Here is a 22,252-nt window from a genome sequence, read left to right on the forward strand (position 1 = left end):
TAGTTTTAAAAAATGCCTCATATTGAGGCATTTTTTTTGTCTTTTTTATAGTGAATTAACTGTACGAGCATAGTAAGCAACACAGCGCTAAACATTAGACTTGAAAATGGCACTGCGCTTTTTGCATGCATAATAGCGAGTAGTGGGCCAACTAACGCGCCACTGCCAAAACGAAGTGTGCCAATTACGGCCGTTGCCGTGCCTGTGTTTTTTTCAAACTTCATTAATATTAGCGAGTCAGCATTACTTGCAGTGACGCCTAAGCTCATCATTAATGGCGCAATAGCAGCCACAATATAATAAAGTGATAAGTGTAATAAGCTAAATGTTAGCAAAGCCAGCCCCGATACAAATCCAAATGTAAGCCCAATATAGAGCATTTTTCGAGAGCCCAGCCTTGGTACAATTCGCGTATTTAAAAAGTTACCAAACATCAGCGCCATTACGTTAAAGGCAAATAACACACCAAATAACTGTTCTGACACTTCATATAAATCTAAATAAATAAATGGTACTGAGGTCAAAAAGCAAAAAAATCCAAACGATACAAACATAGAACTGAGTATGTCGGCACGTGCATCTTTATTACTGAGTACTGTTTTATAGCTATCAAAAAATAGAGCGAGACCCTTTTTTTCATTTTTGTGAATAGGAATATCAATTAGATACACTTGCACTAACGCCAATATTAAAAAGCTATATCCAGCAAGCACCAAAAATATGGTTGACCAAACAGAAAATCCTAAAATAAACGAACCAACAGAGGGGGCAACTAACGGTGCTACCATCATAATCATCGATACATATGACATTCCTTTAGCTGTATTTTGCTGATAAATATGGCGAATAATACCCGGTACTACTACCGTTGCTGCCGCTCCCGTAAATGCTTGCACTGCTCTAAGAGTCCAAAAAGCATGGACTTCGGTGGTAAATGCCAGTGCAAGTGAGCTTGCACCAAATAAGGTTAAGCCGATACGTGCAAGCTTACGGCGGCCAATTTGATCGGCAATGGGGCCAAAAAATAGCATCCCTAATGAATAGCCTGCTAAGTAAATACTCAACGATATTTGTACATTGGGCATATTAGTGTGTAAATCGTTTGCAATTACCAGCATGGCAGGTAAGTACATATCTATCGCCAATGGCGTAATCGCCACTATACTGGCCAATAAAGGCAATAAAATACGGGTATTAAAAGACGAGGCTGAGGCGTCCATGTGTAAACTCAACAATCACTAAAAACAATGGTTATAGTGTAACAGGGCATTGTATTTGAATAAACTTAGTTTGCCCGCTAAGTTTATCGTCATATTGTTTTTTTTTAATATAACGGTACATAAAGCAAATATTTTAAATTGGTACTGTGTTTGCTATTCTACAAGCAATAAAAAATTCATTACTTAAGAGAATTATCATGAAAAAACTAGTACTTGCAGTATTAGCGACAGCCGTTTTAGCCGGTTGTAAAACGTCACCAACAGGACGTACTCAAATAGCGCTTTACTCAGATCAACAAATGAGTGAAATGGGCACAGCTAGCTTTGCAGATATGAAAAAAAGCCAACCAATTAATAAAGATCCAAAAACAAATGCATATGTAAATTGCATTGCTGAAAAAGTAGTCGCTGTATTACCAAAAGAATACGCGTCGCAAAATTGGGAAGTAGTGGTATTTGAAGATGAATCTGCTAACGCTTTTGCACTACCTGGGGGTTACATTGGGGTTCATACGGGCTTATTAAAAATAGCCACCAATCAAGACCAACTAGCAACAGTACTAGGTCACGAAGTAGGGCACGTAATAGCTGAGCATTCTAATGAGCGTGTTTCACAAAGCTCTATTTTAGATACCGGTATGCAGCTGGGCAGCGCGGCACTTGAAATGGGTAATATTCAATACCGTAACGAAATTATGCAAGGCTTAGGTTTGGGCGCACAATATGGAGTTGTTTTACCATTTAGCCGCTCTCACGAATCAGAAGCCGATACTATAGGTCTGGATTTAATGGCACAGGCGGGTTTTAATCCACAAGAGTCGGTTACACTTTGGGAAAATATGAGTGCAGCGGGCAGCGGTACAACCCCTGAGTTTTTATCTACTCACCCAGCGCCAAGTAACCGTATTAAAAATTTACAAGCGCAAATGAGTAAAGCACTTAGCGAGCAAGGCACTGCTAAAGCACAGGGTAAAAACCCACAATGCACACTGTAGCTAAGCGCTTTACTATTTGAAGTAGTGTACGTTTAGTATTAATGCGTAATTAAAATAAAACCCCTGTAAGTATTTTACCTACAGGGGTTTTATTTTAGTTTTTAAGCGTGGTTATTCAGCAGCAAGTGCTTGTTTAAATACATTTTTAAAGCGTTCGAAATCTTCAATGTGCGGCAGGTGCCCTAAATTATCCAGTTCAAATAATTGTGCGTCAGGGATAAGTGTTGCAGCGTGTTTGCCTAATTTATCATATCGACCAAGCTCGTAATCAACACCGTCTTTTTTCCAGTTACGGCCAGGGCCGGTTCTATCGCGTGTACCAATAATTAATTTAACCGGTACAGTTAAATCTTTAAATTCGGTTATTACAGGTTGAGTGAAAATCATATCGTATGTTTTTGCATTTACCCATGCCATTTGTTCTTTATCCGGGCCTTGTATTTGCCCTGTTATAAAGTCGGTTAAGGCTGAATATGTGGCATTCCACTTACCATCGTAGTAATTTTTTTGTTGGTATTTTCTTACGCCTTCTGGCGTTTTTGAAAATTCGTTTTTATAGAAAAAATTTGTATCTTTGTAATCAACATACTGCAGGTAGTTTTCAAGCCCAATAGGGTTAAGTAAAATTAATTTACTTGTTGTGTTTGGGTACATTAATGCAAAACGACTCGCTAGCATCCCACCTATAGAGTGCCCTAATACAATTGACTCTTTTATATTAAGTGAGTCCATTAACGCATGAGTATGATGAGCAAGAGCCGCAAATGAATACTGGTAATTAGTTGGTTTAGATGATTTTCCAAAACCAATTTGATCAGGAATTAATACGCCGTAGCCTAAAGATTGCAGGTATTGCGCAGTGGTAGTCCAGTAATCTGCATTAAAATTTTTGCCGTGCATAAGCGTCACTGTAGGCATGTCGGATTTGGTAGGCTTTAAGTAAATATAGGCCATTTTAAGAGACTGTTTTTGTGACTCAATGTTAAAGTAATTTACTTTAAAGTCGTACTGGTAACTGCTTAAAAGCGCATCATAAGAAAGTGAAGAGGTATCTTGCGTTGTGCTCGCTAATGCATTGTTTGTTAATAACAATAAAGTAGAAAAGCAAATAACTTTAATCGACGACATTTGGTTACTCCAATTAAGGACAAATAATATGAGCTCTAATATATAAAACTCAGAATAATTCATTATAGTAACCAAACATTAAGTACTATTCAATTGAGGCTTTGTCATGCTCAACGTTGTTTAATTTGGAGATGAAAAAAGCGAAGCTAAAAGAGAGCTTCGCTTATTAATGTAGGGTAAAACGAGTATCGTTAAAGCTTAAAACGTCCACTCAATATGGATTTGTGGCACTGACTCAGTGACTTCAGTACCTAGTTTATTGTGCCAGTATTGTAATTCCATACCCAACAGTAGTGTGTTTTCTTTCATTTGAAGAGCGTGGCCCATATCCCATACTAAAATAGGCTGTGCGAGTATCCACGCCTCTACATCGTTACCAAATTCATCTTCACGTTCTGCAATGTATTCAGCGTGGCCTTTAAAGCTAAATTTTTGTGAGCCAATAGTGAAAGGGTATTCAAAGGCAACATCAAGCATCCAGCTATTTGTTTCAATAGGAGCCCCGCCTTTTGCTACACCTTCACTATCGTCAATGTAAGCTGTGAATAGCGTTTGAAAAAAGTTAAACCCAGGTACATCCCAGCTTAATTTAACACCAGGCAAGTATTTCATTACTTTAGCGTCGCCAGCAACGTTAATACCACCGGTAAGGCCCACATCTAATAATGCGCCTGCGCCAATTTTTTCGCCGCTAATGGCCGATAAGCTTACCGTTGAATACCACTCACCATAAAAATCAGCATCTTGGTAACCATCATCGGTATCGTCTTTACTGTAATCGATAAAAAAGAAGTTATCGCCGTAATCGTAACCCGATGCATGTTGAACCGAGTAAACAGTGGTGTTTGACTCTTGCTCAGTGAATGGGTTTTTTTGGTTGCCATTATTAATATGTAGTGCTGTGCTGCTCCAATTAGCCGCAAAAGCAGAAGACGATAAAGCAATTGATGTAAAAGTAACGAGAGGAAGTAATTTTTTAAATTTCATATCTGTATTTAACTATAATCTTAGTGACACGCGAAGGCGCGCATTATAGCAAAAGTGATTGATATGTAGAGTATTATTTTAACATATGTTGCAGCTTACTTATTAAGCTGCAACATAGTATCGGTGTTTAAATTATGCTTTATTACGGCGTAAGCAAATAACTGCAATGGCTGTAAATGCTAAAATAAAACAGTAGTATGACGAGGTAGATACTTCCCACGGGCTAATTTTAAACGTAGCACCTAATAACAATGCTTGGGCACCGTATGGCAATGAACCCTGTGTAACACAGGCAAATATATCAAGTAAACTGGCAGAGCGTTTACCGCTTATTTCACCGTCATCTGCTAGCTTTTTAGCAATAGGACCCGCGACAATAATAGACACTGTATTATTAGCAATACATACATTACTTGTTAAAACTAACGCAGCGATACCTAATTGATCTGCCACTTTACGGTGCCATTTTGCAATGATTTTAGTAATTGCTTGAATTTTTTGAGCAATGTAATCAAGACCACCGTTGATACGAATAAATTCAGATAAGCCACCAATAAACATAGAAAGTAAAAATATTTCCTGCATATCAGTAAAGCCTTTGTAAATGTCTTTCACAAAGCTTGCGCCTTCGTAACTTCCTGTAAAGCCCATTAATGCGGCAAAAATAATACCGCTAAACAACACTACAAATACGTTCAAGCCAGCAACTGCTAACACTAAAATAAAGGCATAAGGAAGTACTAACCAAATGTCATAGTCTTTAGTTTCAACTACTTGTGCAGCAGGTGTTAAATAAAACAACAGGGCGATTGTTAGAATGGCTGCAGGGACTGCAATTTTAAGATTTTCTTTAAACTTGTCTTTCATTTCACAACCTTGCGTGCGCGTAGCTGCAATAGTGGTGTCTGAAATAATAGATAAGTTATCGCCAAACATAGCGCCAGATACAATCGTACCGGCCATTAATGCTGGATCTATACCCGTTTTAATTGATACCACATAAGCGATAGGGCCAATGGCGCCAATTGTTCCCATTGACGTTCCCATTGCAGTAGAAACAACGGCCGCAATTAAAAACAAACCAGGGAGCAATAACGAAGGTGGAATAAGCGATAAGCCTGCATTTACTACCGCATCTACACCACCGGTTGCACTTGCCACAGCCGAAAAAGCACCTGCAAGTAAGTAGATTAAACACATGGTAATAATATTGTTGTGTCCGGCACCTTTAATAAAGGTCTCTACACATTGGTTTACCGTGCCTTTATTTAAAATAAACGCAAGCATGATGGCGGGCAATATAGCAACAGGTGCAGGTAGTTGGTAAAAAGCATAATCAACCCCTTGCGATTGCAAATACAAACCTGAGCCTAAAAATATCGCTACAAAGGTAAGTAGGGGAAGTAAAGAAAGTATTGCTTTGTTTTTATTAAATGATGGCTGCATCATAATCCTCATAACCAGTAAAATTTATCACAGCCAAAACTCCTCTTTTAGCTGAATTTAGCAGTACAACTTTTTATTTTAAAAAGTTGTTAGCCGCAGCGTCCGCAAGCCAAAGACCAAATCGACGCGAAATAGAAGTTTAAATGTATAGATGGCTAAAGTAAACTGGTATTGTTATTATTATTAAATTAAAAGGTCACCTGACTATTGCATGACTTTTAGATAATATCTATAAAGCAACGCGATTTTCAGCGATTAATATTTATCCAACTGCATAAAAATACCCACCTGCGTATTTTGTAATGCCCGGATATATGGCTAATAAACGGATTCAAATTAAATTAGGTAAAAACCATGACTACAAATCGAATAGGTGTTTTTGGTGCTAACGGCAGAATGGGCTTAGCCCTATTAGAAGCCGTGACAATTAAAGAGCAAACACAACTTACAGGCGCATATGTTCGTAGTGGTTCATCGCTATTAGGCATTAATGTAAATCAAGTAAATAGCGCAGCCGATAACAGTGTTAGCTTTAGCGACGAAAGTACAATAGATAATGTAGATGTTTTAATCGACTTTACGCTGCCAGCGGGTATGAAAAACCATTTAAAAACAGCTGTTGCACAAAAAATTCCTATGGTAATTGGCACAACAGGTTTAACAAATGATGATATGGCGCTATTACACAATGCCGCCAAACATATCCCTATTGTATTTGCGCGAAATTACAGCGTAGGTGTCAATGTATTACTTAACCTTGTGCAAACTGCAGCGACTAAGTTTGGTGACGATTTAGATATCGAAATATTTGAAGCGCATCACCGTCATAAAATAGATGCACCATCGGGTACTGCACTGGCAATAGGTGAGTCAATCGCGCAAGCGAAAGGCTGGGATCACGACGAGGTTGCGGTATATGACCGAAGCCAAGTAGAAACAGCGAAATCTCAAAATGAGATTGGTTATTCTGTCCTAAGAGGTGGCGATATAGTAGGTGAACATACCGCATACTTCGCTACAATGGGCGAAAGGCTTGAATTAACACATAAAGCAAGTTCGAGAATGACGTTCGCTCTAGGTGCTATAAGGGCTGCAAGCTGGTTGAAAAACAAACCTGCTGGACTTTATGATATGCAAGATGTGCTAGATCTTAAGTAGTTTAGTTACTATTTTAACTGTTTGGGTCTAATTTTACCTACAGTGACTTATTTGTAACAATTAACCAAATAATGTTAGACCTAAATAACAACTTCATGTAATATGCAGCCAATTTGCCAAAAATTACTAAATGCGTGTTTCCAATTATACCCAAGTGGCTAGTAAATCCAGGGTTTCAGTGGGAATGAAAATAGTTTTAGGCAAGAAAAATGATTGAAGGTTGAATGCTTTACATCTGCATCATTTAAGACTGCGTAAAACAATTTAAGCCCACAAAAATCTGGTTTTGACGATCCCTCTGGGTATTGGCGGGGTGTTAAGCAATTGCTTACTCCCGTTTTTTACTGTTAGGAGGTTTAACTTGACTAAATCCGCTCTGTTAGTCCTAGAAGACGGCACAGTGTTTCGCGGTACTGCAATCGGCGCTGACGGCATGTCAGTCGGTGAAGTGGTATTCAATACGTCTATGACTGGTTATCAAGAAATTTTGACTGATCCATCATACGCGGAACAAATCGTAACTTTGACGTACCCACATATCGGTAATACGGGTACCAACAGCGAAGACGAAGAAGCGAATCAAATTTGGGCTAAAGGCCTAGTGATCCGTGATTTGCCACTGCTAGCAAGTAACTTTCGTAACGAGCAATCGTTAGATGATTACTTAAAAGAACGTAATATTTTAGGTATTGCGGACATCGACACCAGAAAGCTAACTCGAATTTTGCGTGATAAAGGCGCACAAAACGGGTGTATTGTTGCCGGTGACGAGCTAGACGAAAATAAAGCGTTACAAGCCGCGCAAGCCTTCCCAGGCTTAAAAGGTATGGATTTAGCAAAAGTTGTCTCAACCAAGGAAAATTTTGAGTGGCGCGAATCAAGCTGGACATTAGGTGAAGGATTTAAAACCCTTGACGCTGCTGATGAAAAGTTTCATGTTGTTGCCTACGACTTCGGTGTAAAACGTAATATTTTACGTATGCTTGTAGACCGTGGTTGTAAACTTACAGTAGTACCAGCGCAAACTTCTGCCGCTGACGTACTTGCTTTAAACCCTGATGGTATCTTCCTATCTAATGGCCCTGGTGATCCTGAGCCATGTACTTACGCTATTGAAGCCATTCAAGCCTTTTTAGAAACCGACACACCTATTTTTGGTATCTGTTTAGGTCATCAGTTATTAGCCCTTGCCTCAGGTGCTAAAACAGAAAAAATGAAATTTGGTCACCACGGTGGTAACCACCCAGTTAAAGACCTAGACCGTAATGTAGTTATGATCACAGCTCAAAACCATGGTTTTGCAGCTCAAGAATCAAGCCTACCAAGTACGCTTCGTGCCACGCATAAATCGTTATTTGATGGAACGCTTCAAGGTATTCATCGTACTGATAAGCCTGCGTTTAGCTTCCAGGGTCACCCTGAAGCAAGTCCAGGTCCACACGATGCAGCACCATTATTTGACCACTTCATCGATTTGATGCAAGCGCGTAAACACTAATTTAACTGGAGTAATAATGCCAAAACGTACCGACATAAAAAGCATTCTTATCTTAGGCGCAGGCCCAATTGTAATTGGTCAAGCTTGTGAATTTGACTACTCTGGTGCTCAAGCGTGTAAAGCACTTAGAGAAGAAGGCTATAGAGTTATATTAGTTAACTCAAACCCTGCAACTATCATGACCGATCCTGAAATGGCCGATGCTACCTACATCGAACCAATTCACTGGGAAGTGGTAGAAAAAATTATTGAAAAAGAAAAGCCAGATGCAGTACTGCCTACAATGGGTGGTCAAACAGCATTAAACTGTGCACTTGATTTAGACAAGCACGGTGTATTGGCTAAGCACGGCGTTGAGCTAATTGGCGCAACGGCGGATGCAATCGACAAAGCAGAAAACCGTGAACGCTTTGACGTAGCAATGAAAAACATTGGCCTTGAATGTCCTCGTGCTGAAATTGCTCACTCAATGGAAGAAGCTAAAGATACAATGAGCCGAATTGGCTTACCATGTATCATTCGTCCTTCTTTCACCATGGGTGGCACCGGTGGCGGTGTTGCTTACAACATGGAAGAGTTTGAAGAAATTTGTGAGCGCGGTTTAGACTTATCGCCAACAAACGAATTATTGATTGATGAATCACTGATTGGTTGGAAAGAGTACGAAACAGAAGTTGTACGTGATAAAAACGATAACTGTATTATTGTTTGTACCATTGAAAACTTTGACCCTATGGGTGTTCACACTGGCGATTCAATCACCGTTGCACCAGCGCAAACGCTAACCGACAAAGAATACCAAATTATGCGTAACGCCTCTATGGCGGTATTACGTGAAATTGGTGTAGAAACTGGCGGTTCTAACGTGCAGTTTGGTATTAATCCTGAAGATGGCCGTATGGTTATCATTGAGATGAACCCACGCGTATCACGTTCATCTGCACTTGCATCAAAAGCAACGGGTTTCCCAATTGCTAAAATTGCTGCAAAGCTAGCAGTAGGTTACACGCTTGACGAGCTTCAAAACGATATTACTGGCGGTAAAACTCCAGCGTCTTTTGAGCCTTCAATCGATTACGTTGTAACAAAAATTCCTCGCTTTAACTTTGAAAAATTTGCCGGTGCTAACGACCGCTTAACTACGCAAATGAAATCGGTTGGCGAAGTAATGGCGATTGGTCGTAACCAACAAGAATCATTACACAAAGCATTACGTGGTCTTGAAGTGGGCGCAACAGGTTTTAACCCAATAGTTGCACTTGATGACCCTAAAGCTAAAGAAAAAATCATCCGCGAATTACGCGAGCCAGGTGCTGAGCGTATCTGGTACATTGCCGATGCAATGCGCCATGGTATGAGCGTTGATGATGTTTATGAGCTGACTAAAGTTAATCGCTGGTTCTTAGTACAAATAGAAGATATTTTAAAAGACGAAGCAAAAATTGGTGAAGTAGGTATGGCTGGTTTAAATGCCGACTTCCTACGTAAACTCAAACGCAAAGGTTTCGCAGATCCACGTATAGCTGAAATTGCTGGTGTATCTGAAGCTGAAATTCGTAAAAAACGTCACCTATTAAACATCGTGCCAGTATACAAGCGTGTTGATACGTGCGCCGCAGAATTTAGCTCAGACACAGCTTACATGTACTCATCTTACGATGAAGAGTGTGAAGCAAACCCAACAGATAAAGACAAAATCATGGTTATTGGTGGCGGTCCTAACCGTATCGGCCAAGGTATTGAATTTGATTACTGCTGTGTACATGCCTCGCTTGCGCTTCGCGAAGACGGCTATGAAACCATTATGGTTAACTGTAACCCTGAAACGGTTTCTACCGATTACGATACATCTGATAGACTATACTTTGAGCCAATTACACTTGAAGACGTACTTGAAATCGTACGTGTTGAAAAGCCAAAAGGCGTTATCGTGCAGTACGGTGGTCAAACACCACTTAAATTAGCGCGTGAGCTTGAAGCCAATGGCGTGCCAGTAATAGGTACCTCACCTGATGCGATTGACCGTGCAGAAGATCGCGAACGTTTCCAACAACTTGTTGAGCGTTTGAACTTACTTCAGCCAGAAAATGCAACAGTAACTTCAACTGAAGAAGCACTACTTAAATCAGTTGAAATTGGTTTTCCACTCGTTGTACGTCCGTCGTATGTACTAGGTGGTCGTGCAATGGAAATTGTATACGATGAAGACGATTTGCGTCGCTACATGACCGAAGCTGTATCTGCATCAAACGAAGCACCTGTATTACTGGACCGTTTCTTAGATAACGCAATTGAAGTTGACGTTGACGCGATTTGCGACGGCGAGCAAGTAATTATTGGCGGTATCATGGAGCACATTGAGCAAGCCGGTGTTCACTCTGGTGACTCAGCATGTTCATTACCAGCACATTCTTTATCGCAAGAAGTGCAAGATGTGATGCGCAAGCAAGTAACCGATATGGCGCTTGAGCTTGGTGTTGTTGGCTTAATGAATACACAGTTTGCTGTAAAAGATGGCAAAGTGTACTTAATTGAAGTTAACCCGCGTGCCGCACGTACTGTACCGTTTGTATCAAAAGCAACCGGTGTAGCGCTTGCAAAAGTGGCGGCTCGTTGTATGGCGGGTCAGTCTTTGGCAAGCCAAGGTATTACTAAAGAAGTGATCCCTCCTTATTACAGCGTTAAAGAAGTTGTTTTACCATTTGCTAAGTTTCAGGGGGTGGATCCAATTCGTGGCCCTGAGATGCGCTCAACGGGTGAAGTGATGGGTGTTGGTGATACTTTCGCCGAAGCATTCGCAAAAGCACAATTAGGTGCAAGCAACACTTTACCACGCGGTGGTCGCGCGTTATTATCTGTTCGTAATAGCGATAAGCCACGCATTGTTGAATTAGCCAAGATCATGACCGACTTAGGTTTTGAACTTGACGCAACAGGTGGCACGGCACAAGCTCTTGAAGAAGCTGGCATTGAAGTACGACGTGTAAACAAAGTATATGAAGGCCGACCGCATATTCTTGATTATATCAAGAATAAAGAGTACAGCTATATCGTTAATACCACCGAAGGTCGCCAAGCGATCGAAGATTCGAAGGTGTTACGTCGTGGTGCATTGCAAAATAAAACCAACTATACGACAACCTTGAACGCAGCTTTTGCTAACTGTACTGCTAACAAAGCAGATGACCGTAGTAAAGTAACGTCAGTTCAAGAGCTACACCTGCGATTGAACTAAGGAAATGTGCCAAGGCCAACTAGGGCCTTGGTGTTAAGTGAGAAAAGTATGCAATCAATTCCGATGACAGTTCGTGGCGCAGATTTACTGCGCAAAGAGCTTAACGAATTAAAAACAGTTACCCGTCCTAAAATCGTAAGTGATATTGCGGTTGCACGTGAACATGGTGACTTAAAAGAAAACGCTGAGTACCACGCTGCGCGTGAGCAACAGGGTTTTTGTGAAGGTCGTATTCAAGAAATTGAAGCAAAGCTTTCAAATGTTCAAATTATCGATGTAACTAAAATGCCAAATACGGGCAAAGTTATTTTTGGCACAACAGTAACTATAGTAAATGTAGATACTGATGCAGAAGTAAAATACCGTATCGTAGGCGATGATGAAGCAGATATTAAAAACAACTTAATTTCTGTTAATTCACCGATTGCACGTGGCTTAATTGGTAAACAAATGGACGACGCAGTGTCTATTCAAACGCCAAAAGGTATCGTTGAGTACGAAATCATTGAAGTTGAGTATCTTTAACGCATAACTCACTTTAACGTTTTAAATAAAAACCGATGTATTTACATCGGTTTTTTTATGCCTTAAATAAATCACTATACTAATAAGAGCGTTCATATTGTATAAAGAGTAAGCATGATGATATAGGTACATAATCACTTTATACCAATCTGCTTATATATGGGGTCTATTTAACGTTAAGAAAATTACGCTAGAACTAGGCAAAAGTTTTTATATCTAGTGTTCTAAATAAAAAACTTTTAACGACGTTATAGTGCAATTTAATTCGTTAAATTGATCAAAGATTTATGCAGGTTGGTATTATTAAAAAGGAACACTCAATGGCTAATATACTTTACCCAGCGCCTTTAAAAGTAGGCTCTAAAATTGCTATTTGCTCGCTTTCATCTGGGCTAAAAGAAAAGTATCACGGACGATTAGATATAGTTATAAATGGACTACAACAACGAGGGTATGATGTTGTTGAAGGCGAGTTTTTACGTCAAAACAAACCACGTGAACAGCTTAATGCTAAAGCGCATGCTAAGCAGCTAATGGGTTTTTTATTAGATGATGAAATAGATGCGATTATGCCGCCAATGGGTGGTGAGCTGGCAATGGAAATACTACCACTACTTGATTTTAACGCCATTAAAGAAGCAAAGCCTAAGTGGTTAGTTGGTTTTTCTGATGTGAGTACTATTGCATGTGCACTCACTGCTAAGTGCCAATGGGCAACCCTTCACAGCGCCAATCTTATGCAGTTACACCCAGATGAAAAAAATCCGTATAGCCTACAAATATTTGAAACTCTGACCTACGAAGCCAGTAGTAAATTTGAGCAAGGTCCTTCTTCTTTATACCAAAAAAATAAGCCTAATTACGCGCAAAACCCGAACGAATTACTCAGCCCGAGTGAGCCCACAAACTGGCAATGTTTAAACTACACAGATAAACGTACCATAGAAATGTCTGGTCGGTTATTTGGTGGGTGTTTAGATACCGTAGGTTTATTGCTCGACTCGCCATTTTTAGCGCTGCATGAGTTTAAAAAGGACAGTGCGCCCGAAGGGCTTATTTTATACCTCGAAAACTCAGAGCTTACACCCACAACCGTTGCACGATTTTTACTGTCATTAAAATTAGCCGGTATATTTGATGACATCAATGGCTTGGTTTTAGGGCGAAGTGAAATAACACAAGGTCATTACGATGCCTTTGACTATCGCCATGCGTTAGATGTAGCGTTAGGTGGGTGTTTATTTCCTGTAATTTTTGATGCAGATATAGGGCACGTTCAACCTAACTTAAATTTGGTCAATGGTGCTACCTGTACGCTAGTTGCAGATATAAACGAAGGTATTGTAGAGTGCGCATCGTTAAATATTCAACTTTCGTAGTTTTTATTGTGTTTAGTTTTGAAAAACAAATAAATACAAGCGTATAATAGGCTTACAGTAAGTGCTAACGCTTACTGTAAATTCTCAGGGCGGGGTGAAATTCCCCACCGGCGGTATGTTTAATGTTATTTGTAACTTAAATGAGCCCGCGAGCGCTTTATTTAACTTATTTTTACAGTAATTAGGTTAAGTAAAGGTCAAGCAGATCTGGTGAGATGCCAGAGCCGACGGTTACAGTCCGGATGAAAGAGAATATGGCTTATTATACTAATACCAATTTTGTTAAAGACATGATCGTTGTATCGCATTAAGTGAGCTATTTTCTTAGCGCTATATTTAGTCACTAATTTAATGTTATTGGTATAACAGTGTGCGCTGCATTTTGCTGCGTGCTTTTTGTTATTTTATTTAAGCTATTTTGGTAGTGTTCGCTTTAAATTTTAGGCGATAAATTACTGATCCTTTCACAGTCCTGAATCTATTATTTTTTATTTGGAATATAATGATGATTCAGTCTCTACTTACTCAATTCGGCGAAAGCCATACCCGCGTACAAAGCGCAATTATTGCACTACAGCAAGGGCAAGGCGTACTTGTTGTTGATGATGAAAACCGTGAAAATGAAGGCGACTTTGTTTTTTCAGCTGAGCACTTAACTACTTCTCAAATGGCTGAAATGATCCGCGAAGGCAGCGGCATTGTTTGTTTATGCATGGGAGAGGAGCGCATTAACCAGCTCGACTTACCGCAAATGGTAACCCACAACACCAGTCAAAATAATACCGCTTATACAGTCACTATTGAAGCTAAGCATGGCGTTACAACGGGCGTGTCAGCTGCTGATAGAGTAACTACTATAAAAGCAGCGACAGCCGATAATGCAAAACCAAGCGATTTATCGCGCCCTGGCCATGTATTTGGTTTAAAAGCACAAACCGGTGGTGTACTTGTACGCCGAGGTCATACCGAGGCATCCGTTGACTTAATGCAACTTGCCGGCTTAAAACCATTTGGCGTAATTTGCGAACTAACAAATCCTGATGGTTCAATGGCGCGCTTACCTGAGGTGAGTGATTATGCTAATAAACATAATATGACCGTGGTTTCTATTGAAGATTTAGTGCAATACATTCAGGCTGCACAGCGCAAAGTAAGTTAAACTGCTTTAAAGCAAAAAAACCACTTATTTAAATAAGTGGTTTTTTAATATTGTTATCATTTAAGTTTATAACGTATTACTTATAAAACCTGAATAACTTGCTCTTTTGCTAAGCGAGATTTAGGTAATTTAGCATTATAATCTTCAGCGCTATCATGATAGCCAAGTACTAATGCGACGTCGCATACGTAACCATCAAGTTCTTTTTCAAAGACTTCGCCAATCAGCTGTGCATCTACGCCTTCCATTGGGGTTGAATCAATGCCTAAACGTGCAGCGGCATGCATAGTGTTACCCAGTGCAATGTAAGTTTGTGCTTTAGTCCACTCTTCATTAACGCCTTGCTCATCAGTATTCATATCAACAAACGCATAAGCACCAAAAGCTTGTTCGCGGTTTTCTGCTTGTGTACGACCATTTTTAATGTCTGCATCAATTACTTGTGCGTAGTCATCGCGGGTATATTTAGGATTGTGAGCGAATAATATTATATGCGAAGCTGTTTTAATATGTGGCTGGTTAAACGCAAATTTATTAGCAAATGTACTATGCATACGCTCTTTAGCCTCATCTGATTCAATTACGATGAATTTCCAAGGCTGCGAGTTAATAGATGATGGAGATAGGCGCATAGCTTCGTAAATAACGGCTAAATCGTCTTGAGATACACGTTTCGTTGCATCGTAACGTTTTGCTGTGTAACGCTTTTCTAAGTCATTAATAATAGGGTGAGTCATTAGTTTCTCCATTGAGTAGGTGTTTTACCAGTATTTACTATGTTGAGTCAGTTTTAGTAAAAACAAACCCTTTTAAAAATTTATTACAAAAATAATATCGTGTTTTTAAATCACTCTACTTATTTGATTCAATTGATATCTACGTAAAATAAGGCCTATCAATATAGCTAGGTACGGATAGTAGTGGGTTATTACAATAGGATAAACAGGTATATGGTTGAATCATTATCAAATATTATTAGGTAATAGTTTCTTTAATAAATATAAATACACTAATAGCCACCCCGAAATATTGGCTGAAGACACCAATTGCATTGGTGCCTTCAATTAATTCAGGCAGCGCGTGTTTAGTATTTATGGAATTAAAAACCTTCCAACACTATTTTGCCAATAGAGCGACCTTCTTCAAGTTCTGCGTGTGCAATACGCAGGTTAGCCGCATTTATAATGCCTAAATTTTTACCAATCGTTGTTTGAATGTAGCCTTGGTCAATCAAATCGGCAACATGATTTAATAACTTACTTTGCTCAATTAAATCTTTGGCGTTAAACATTGAGCGGGCAAACATAAATTCCCAATGTAGAGATAAACTCTTCATTTTTAATTTACTTACATCGAGTGACTCAGGATCGTCAATCATTGCAATTTTACCAAATGGTGCAAGTACCTCTGTATATGCTTCTAAGTAAGTATCAGTACTGTGCAGGCTTGCTACATGTGTTACCGAGCCAATGTTTAATGCGTCAATTTGAGCGGGTAATGGTTTTGTATGATCAACAACATAATCAGCACCTAGTTTTTTAACCCATGCTTGTGAGCTTTCACGCGATGCAGTGGCAATCACCGTTGCGCCAGTAATCGCTTTAGCAATTTGAATAAAAATAGAGCCAACGCCGCCTGCGGCACCTGTTACTAAAATAACTTCGTCTGATTTTGTTGTTGCATCAGCAGCTTGTTTTACAATGTTTAAATGCTCAAATAATAATTCATACGCTGTTATTGCGGTAAGGGGTAATGCAGCAGCTTCAGCATCGTTTAAGCTCTGCGGTTTAAATCCTACAATGCGCTCATCCACTAATTGAAATTCTGCATTACTACCTGGGCGAGTAATATCACCAGCGTAATAAACCGCATCACCGAGTTTAAATGCCGTTACAGCATCGCCGATTGCAACAACTTCACCAACGGCATCCCAACCAATAACTTTTACTTCACCCTCAGCAGGGGGCATAGATGCACGCACTTTGTAATCTACTGGGTTAACTGCAATAGCTTTAACTTTTATAAGTAAATCGCGACCTGTTGCAACTGGCTGTGGTAATTCAACATCAATTAACGATTCAGGGTTAGTAATAGGAAGAGATTTTTTATAACCAATGGCTTTCATAATAAATGTCCTAGTTTGTTTACATATAAGGTGCAAGCCATGCTTTGGCGAGCTGATATATATATAATAGACCTTGCTTTAACATAGATAAACCGCATAATTGTTGAATCATTATCAAATATAAATAGATAACATGAACATAGAAGATTTAAAACTTATTTTAAAAGTCGCTGAGTTTAGAAGTATTACGCTCGCAGCTGCTAAGTTAGATATGCGTACAGCCACAGCAAGCGCTGCTATTAAACGTGTTGAGTCAGCCCTTGGTAGTGAACTGTTTGTTCGTACAACACGTCATTTGAGGCTATCGGCTGCTGGGGAGCGCTACATACCACAATGTGAGCAGGCTTTGGCAGTACTTGAGCTTGCAAAGCAAAACCTTAAAGGTGAGCACGACGAAATAGAAGGCGAATTGCGTGTTGCCCTTTCATCTGACTTAGGGCGTAACTTAGTGATCCCATGGATTGATGAACTTATGGACACTTATCCAAAGCTAAGTTTAAGAACGCATATAAGTGATAGTAATATCGACTTTTACCGTGACTCAGTTGATATAGCGCTTCGTTATGGCTCGCCTAATGATGCTAGCGTTTATGGTTTCAAAATTTGTAACGTACCGCGCTTGTTATGTGCAACTGACGAATACCTCTTACGAAATGGGGCTCCCGTGCATCCTGATGATTTAGCATCGCATCAAGGTTTGTTTTATCAGTTGCAGGATATTATAAATAATACGTGGGAATTCACCGATGGTGAGTCAAAATATAAAGTTAAAATGGACGGTAGGCGCGCCTCAAACGATGGCGATTTAGTAAGGCGCTGGTGCGTTGCGGGTAAAGGCTTGGCTGTAAAATCAGCCCTTGATATAGCTGATGATTTACTCAATGGCAGGGTGATTACTGTAATGCAAGATTATCAACATGTTAATGGTGAACTTTGGCTTATTTGCCCAAGTAGGCAGTCAATAACCCCGGCGGTGCGTTTACTACGTGATGCATGCAGAGCAAAATCCCAAGCTATTTTGCAGCAGTTGGTAAATAAAGGAATTATTGATAAAAGCGCTCTGAGCTAATTAGTCTACTTAATAATGCCACTGGCTTAGAGCTGGTGGCATTTATCGTATTCGTTAACTTAGCTTTTTTATTAAAAAACTCAACGGTACGTTGCCATGCAAGCTCGGCATTGTCTTTATCATATCTACCTGTAGAGTCGTTATGAAAACCATGATTTGCCCCTTTATACATATGCATAGTGTATTCAACATTATTAGCTTTTAAATCTTGTTCGTACTGTGGCCACGACGCGTTTACACGTTTATCCAGTTCGCCTAATTGAATCATTAGCGGCGCTTTAATATTTTTACGTAAACTTTCACTGGCAGGAGTGCCGTAAAAAGGTACGCCGGCACTGAGTAAGTTGCTATCTACTGCCGCTAAGTAATTAACAATGTAGCCACCAAAACAAAAACCGACAGCGCCTAACTTACCGCTACTGTTAGCATGCGATTTTAAAAAGTGCGCAGCAGCTACAAAATCGTTTTGAATTTTAGCTCTGTCCATAGTTTTTTGCATAGCGCGTCCTTCATCATCGTTACCAGGGTAGCCACCCAGTGGAAAAAGCGCGTCGGGTGCAAATGCAATAAAGCCCACTTTAGCTAAGCGCCTTGCTACATCCTTTACGTACGGGTTTAATCCACGGTTTTCGTGGACCACAAGCACAACTGGAAGCTTACCTTCTATGTTTTTAGGGGTTGCTAAGTAACCTTTGCCTTTACCGTGCCCGTCTGGCGAATCAAATTCTTCGTATGTTGCTTTAATATCATCGTCATTAAACGATACTTGTTCAGCAAGTGCATAGTTAGGTAATAATGCTGATGTAAGTACAGCCATCGAAAAGCCAAGAGCAGCAAGGCCACCGAGTTTTTTCATAAAAGTACGTCGGTCCATTAAACCGTGGGCGTATTCGTCATACCAATCAAAGGCTTCTTGAGGAATGTGATCAGAGGGAGATGTATTCATGGCTGTTCCTTAATTTTATTATGTCTATTTATTTAAATACCATAACGTATTAGGGATAAAAAACGAGCAATATTTCTCTCAATTATTAGGACTGTTGCCAAAGTTATCCTGCGTGTTAAAAAATAAGTAATAGAAGTATTGTTAGCAAATAGGTGAATATTATTTTTAAGCTAAAAATAAAAAGCTCGGCATATAATATGCCGAGCTTTTTTGGTTGGGATGTTACTTAATTTAGCTATTTGTAGGCGCTGGTTGGGCATCTACTAGTGGTGGCTTGCCACGCATTTTACGTACTAATCGTTTAGCATCTTCTAGTGCAACATACTGGCACGGTATAAGTATCAGTGTAATTACTGTGGCAAATAACACACCAAAAGCAAGTGATACAGCCATTGGGATAACAATTTTAGCTTGTAAACTTGTTTCAAAAATAATTGGCATTACACCAATAAAGGTAGTGATTGAGGTCAGTAATATCGCTCTAAAGCGACGAGCACCGGCTTGCATTACAGCATCCTTAATCGCAACGCCTTCAGCGCGTGCTTTGTTTACAAAATCAACCATAACGAGGGAGTCATTTACGACCACACCCGCTACAGCAATAATGCCAAACATCGATAAGCTGCTCATAGTCATACCTAAAATCATATGGCCAAACATCGCGCCAACTACACCAAACGGAATAACCGACATTATAATAAGTGGCTGCGAGTAAGAGCGAAGCGGAATCGCTAACAAGGCAAATATAATCATCATTGATATACCAAAGTCACGAAGCTGCTCTGAAGCGCTGTCCATCTCTTCTTGAATGCGCCCAGCTACATCACTTGTAACGCCAGGGTAGCTTTTAAGTAATGTTGGTAAGTATTCATCACGAATTTCTTCTGCAATTGCAAATGGTTCGGCTTGGTCGGTATTTACCGCAGCCCATACGTTTACAGTACGTTTAGAGTTTTCGCGGCGAATACGGTTTACACCGTCAACCAATTTAACTTCAGCGACTTCACTTAGCGGAACTTCAGCGCCAGTAGGCGTAATAATACGCACACTTGCTATGTCACTAATTGAGTTACGTTCGTCTTCTGGGTAGCGGATCATAACTTTAATTTCTTCGCCTTCACGCAATATTCGCTGCGCTTCTAAGCCGTAGTAACTAAAGCTAACTTGCGATGCTACATCAGCAAGCGTTAAACCCATGCTGTAAGCGAGTGGTTTTAAATCAAGTTGCACTTCGTCGGTAGCGCTTTGCATTGAGTCGTTTACGTCGCCAACGCCTTCCATTGTTTGTAATTTGGCTTTTAATTTACCAGCCACCTCTTTTAGCTCGTCAGCATTTTTACCTTCAAGTTTAAAGCTAACGTCGCCATCATCTCGACCGCCATTCATTATACTGTCTTGAATGGTCATGGTTTTAATGCCAGGTAGGGCGGGCATTTGCTCACGCCATAATGCACTTAGGGCAAAGGTATCGATAGGGCGTAAATCAGGCTCTACCAAAATGGCCATAATATTTGCTTGCGTTCGTCCGCGCAGACTTACCGATAAATCGCGGATCATCGGTTTACCGTACTGCTCTTGTAGTTGCTGATCGACTTTTAACAACACGCTTTCTATTTTACGTGCGGTTTCAAGCGTTGCTTGCTCAGATGAGGCAAGGTTCATTTCTATATCAATACGTGGAAAGTCGTGCGGTATTTTAGGGTTTGGTACAAACTTAACTAAACCACCTGCAAACATACCTGCGCTTACAATAAGCAAACACATAAAGCCGACAATCACTGTATAGCGATAATGAATACAGCGGCCAACAAAAGGAAGGTAGTAGTTATTTACAAAGCTTTTTAAACTGCTATCAATCACCATACGTAAGCGATGTAATAGATTTTTAGGGTTTGGTTTACGTGGGTTCATTGCTGCGATATGTGCAGGCAAAATAAGTTTTGATTCAATGAGTGAAAAAATCAAACATAAAATAATCACGCCACCAATTGCTTTAGAAAAAGCAGCGCCAGGGCCGGTTGCCATTGTTTGCGGTAAAAATGCCGCAATGGTAGTTAATACACCAAAGGTTGCTGGCATCGCGACGCGTTTTACACCGCGTACAACGTTATCAAGTGTGTGACCGTATTTTTCTATTTCGGCACTGGCTGACTCGCCCACAACTATGGCGTCATCAACAACAATCCCGAGTACAAGTATAAAGGCAAAAAGAGAGGCTAGGTTAATTGTTACATCTAAAAAGCCAATAGGCATAAACAAAAAGGCGCCTAGAAAAGACACCGGTAAGCCCATCATTACCCAAAATGCCAAGCGTAACGGTAAAAATAGTGCCAGTACTATCATTACTAACAAGCCACCCCAAATCATGTTATCGACCATCATATCGAGTCGACCTTCAAGGTAGTAAGTTAAATCAACAATAGGAGATAGCTTAACGCCTGCAGGTAAAAGCGGCTCTTTAGCTGCCATGTAGCTTTTAAGTACTTTTGCTACATCGGTAATGTCTTGATCTTTTGATGCGTTTACTTCAAACGAGAGTGAGTTTTTACCATTGTATTTTGAATATTGAAGACCTTCTTCAAAGCCATCATTAATAGTTGCAACATCGCCTAAATAAATTTGTGCGCCATCAACAAGGGTAATAAGTGGCAGATTTTCAAACTCAAAACCACGGTAGGCTTGTTTTTCAACACGCATCGAAATATAACCATTTTCAGAGCGTATTTGCCCCGCCGACATATTTGCCGAAAAGTTTTGCACCGCGCCTGCAATATCTCTAAATGTTAAGCCATATTCGCGCAGTTTATCGGGGCTGACTTCTATACCAATTTCGTATTCTAAGCCGCCGTTAAAATTAACAAGGTTAACGTGAGGCAGTGCTTGTAGCTCGTCTTTTATATCGTTACCAAGCTCTTTTAACTGGTAGTTACTCATGTCGCCGTAAAGCGCGAGTATCATTACTTCTTGCTCAAACTTATCGCGGCGCACAACAGGGCGCTCCATTCCCGCTGGAAAGGTGTTTATTGAATCAACTTGTACTTTAATTTCATCAAGTACTTCTTGTGGATTGTATTGTTCTTCTATTTCAATCCACGCTTGTGAAAAACCACGGTTAGAGTAAGTAATTAGGCGTTTAATGCCTTCAATACCTTCGAGGTTTTCTTCAACTTTTATGGTTATTCCTTCTTCAACCTCTTGCGGGGCAGCACCTGGGTAAACTGCTTGTACGCTTATCCAGTTGCTTTCAAACTGTGGGAACATTTGTTTGCGAATGGTCATCGCCATTAAAATACCGCCCACTAATATAAATATCATTAGTAGGTTGGCAGCAACGGGATTTCGGGCAAACCATGCTATTAACCCTGTTTCACGAGTGTTCATG

At 40.0% G+C, this 22,252-nt stretch carries 15 protein-coding genes, 1 pseudogene and 1 riboswitch; of the genes and pseudogenes, 8 read left to right on the top strand and 8 right to left on the bottom strand.

Annotation, left to right across the window (positions count from 1 at the left end; genetic code table 11):
* Positions 1–17: 17 nt before the first annotated feature.
* Positions 18–1,220: a Bcr/CflA family efflux MFS transporter gene (locus ABX891_RS08335; RefSeq protein WP_165742783.1), complete on the bottom strand. Its 1,203-nt coding sequence runs from the start codon at positions 1,218–1,220 to the stop codon at positions 18–20.
* Between the two features lie 197 nt (positions 1,221–1,417).
* Here ABX891_RS08335 and ABX891_RS08340 point away from each other — a divergent pair, with 197 nt between their 5' ends.
* On the top strand, positions 1,418–2,215 hold the full coding sequence (locus ABX891_RS08340) for a M48 family metallopeptidase (RefSeq protein ID WP_165742784.1): 798 nt from the start codon (positions 1,418–1,420) through the stop codon (positions 2,213–2,215).
* Between the two features lie 111 nt (positions 2,216–2,326).
* On the opposite strand, the gene ABX891_RS08345 is transcribed toward ABX891_RS08340, so the two are convergent.
* The 3 genes from ABX891_RS08345 to ABX891_RS08355 all read right to left on the bottom strand — a co-directional run bounded on the left by ABX891_RS08345 (position 2,327) and on the right by ABX891_RS08355 (position 5,776).
* A complete protein-coding gene (locus ABX891_RS08345) occupies positions 2,327–3,343 on the bottom strand; it encodes an alpha/beta fold hydrolase (protein ID WP_165742785.1) in 1,017 nt (338 codons plus the stop codon).
* Between the two features lie 198 nt (positions 3,344–3,541).
* Complete coding sequence (locus ABX891_RS08350) at positions 3,542–4,330, bottom strand: nucleoside-binding outer membrane protein (protein WP_024604219.1); 789 nt, start codon at positions 4,328–4,330, stop codon at positions 3,542–3,544.
* Between the two features lie 132 nt (positions 4,331–4,462).
* The gene (locus ABX891_RS08355) at positions 4,463–5,776 is read right to left on the bottom strand and encodes a Na+/H+ antiporter NhaC family protein (protein WP_354630128.1); all 1,314 of its coding nucleotides are present in this window, start codon (positions 5,774–5,776) and stop codon (positions 4,463–4,465) included.
* Between the two features lie 354 nt (positions 5,777–6,130).
* Between ABX891_RS08355 and dapB the strand changes: the two genes are divergently transcribed.
* From dapB to ribB, 6 genes are all read left to right on the top strand, one after another.
* Positions 6,131–6,934: a 4-hydroxy-tetrahydrodipicolinate reductase gene (dapB, locus tag ABX891_RS08360; protein WP_309168660.1), complete on the top strand. Its 804-nt coding sequence runs from the start codon at positions 6,131–6,133 to the stop codon at positions 6,932–6,934.
* Positions 6,935–7,295: 361 nt separating this feature from the next.
* Positions 7,296–8,432: a glutamine-hydrolyzing carbamoyl-phosphate synthase small subunit gene (carA, locus tag ABX891_RS08365; protein ID WP_004335400.1), complete on the top strand. Its 1,137-nt coding sequence runs from the start codon at positions 7,296–7,298 to the stop codon at positions 8,430–8,432.
* A gap of 16 nt (positions 8,433–8,448) precedes the next feature.
* Positions 8,449–11,667 carry a carbamoyl-phosphate synthase large subunit gene (gene carB, locus ABX891_RS08370; protein WP_039487473.1) on the top strand — a complete coding sequence of 1,073 codons (3,219 nt, stop codon included), beginning with the start codon at positions 8,449–8,451 and terminating at the stop codon, positions 11,665–11,667.
* A gap of 48 nt (positions 11,668–11,715) precedes the next feature.
* Positions 11,716–12,192 (top strand): transcription elongation factor GreA, encoded by a 477-nt coding sequence (gene greA, locus ABX891_RS08375; protein ID WP_149592013.1) that lies wholly within the window; start codon positions 11,716–11,718, stop codon positions 12,190–12,192.
* 320 nt (positions 12,193–12,512) lie between these two features.
* Positions 12,513–13,571 (top strand): S66 family peptidase, encoded by a 1,059-nt coding sequence (locus tag ABX891_RS08380; protein WP_354629273.1) that lies wholly within the window; start codon positions 12,513–12,515, stop codon positions 13,569–13,571.
* 76 nt (positions 13,572–13,647) lie between these two features.
* Positions 13,648–13,829: riboswitch (FMN riboswitch) on the top strand.
* Between the two features lie 247 nt (positions 13,830–14,076).
* On the top strand, positions 14,077–14,730 hold the full coding sequence (gene ribB / locus ABX891_RS08385; protein WP_290192574.1) for a 3,4-dihydroxy-2-butanone-4-phosphate synthase: 654 nt from the start codon (positions 14,077–14,079) through the stop codon (positions 14,728–14,730).
* A gap of 80 nt (positions 14,731–14,810) precedes the next feature.
* Here ribB and ABX891_RS08390 read toward each other — a convergent pair whose 3' ends face one another.
* Entirely contained in the window at positions 14,811–15,467 is a 657-nt protein-coding gene (locus ABX891_RS08390; RefSeq protein WP_354629274.1) for a nitroreductase family protein, read from the bottom strand.
* Positions 15,468–15,829: 362 nt separating this feature from the next.
* Positions 15,830–16,855, bottom strand: a complete 1,026-nt coding sequence (locus ABX891_RS08395) for a zinc-binding alcohol dehydrogenase family protein (protein ID WP_354629275.1) — start codon at positions 16,853–16,855, stop codon at positions 15,830–15,832.
* A gap of 133 nt (positions 16,856–16,988) precedes the next feature.
* Between ABX891_RS08395 and ABX891_RS08400 the strand changes: the two genes are divergently transcribed.
* A complete protein-coding gene (locus ABX891_RS08400; RefSeq protein ID WP_354629276.1) occupies positions 16,989–17,924 on the top strand; it encodes a LysR family transcriptional regulator in 936 nt (311 codons plus the stop codon).
* A 64-nt stretch (positions 17,925–17,988) separates the two neighbouring features.
* Here the strand turns inward: ABX891_RS08400 and ABX891_RS08405 are convergent.
* Positions 17,989–18,870 (bottom strand): annotated as a pseudogene (locus ABX891_RS08405) (dienelactone hydrolase family protein); the annotation flags it as partial.
* A gap of 231 nt (positions 18,871–19,101) precedes the next feature.
* On the bottom strand, positions 19,102–22,251 hold the full coding sequence (locus ABX891_RS08410) for an efflux RND transporter permease subunit (protein ID WP_354629277.1): 3,150 nt from the start codon (positions 22,249–22,251) through the stop codon (positions 19,102–19,104).
* Position 22,252: the final 1 nt, after the last annotated feature.

It is taken from the genome of Pseudoalteromonas sp. NCIMB 1079 (genome assembly GCF_040567695.1).
Taxonomy (GTDB): Bacteria; Pseudomonadota; Gammaproteobacteria; order Enterobacterales; family Alteromonadaceae; genus Pseudoalteromonas; species Pseudoalteromonas distincta.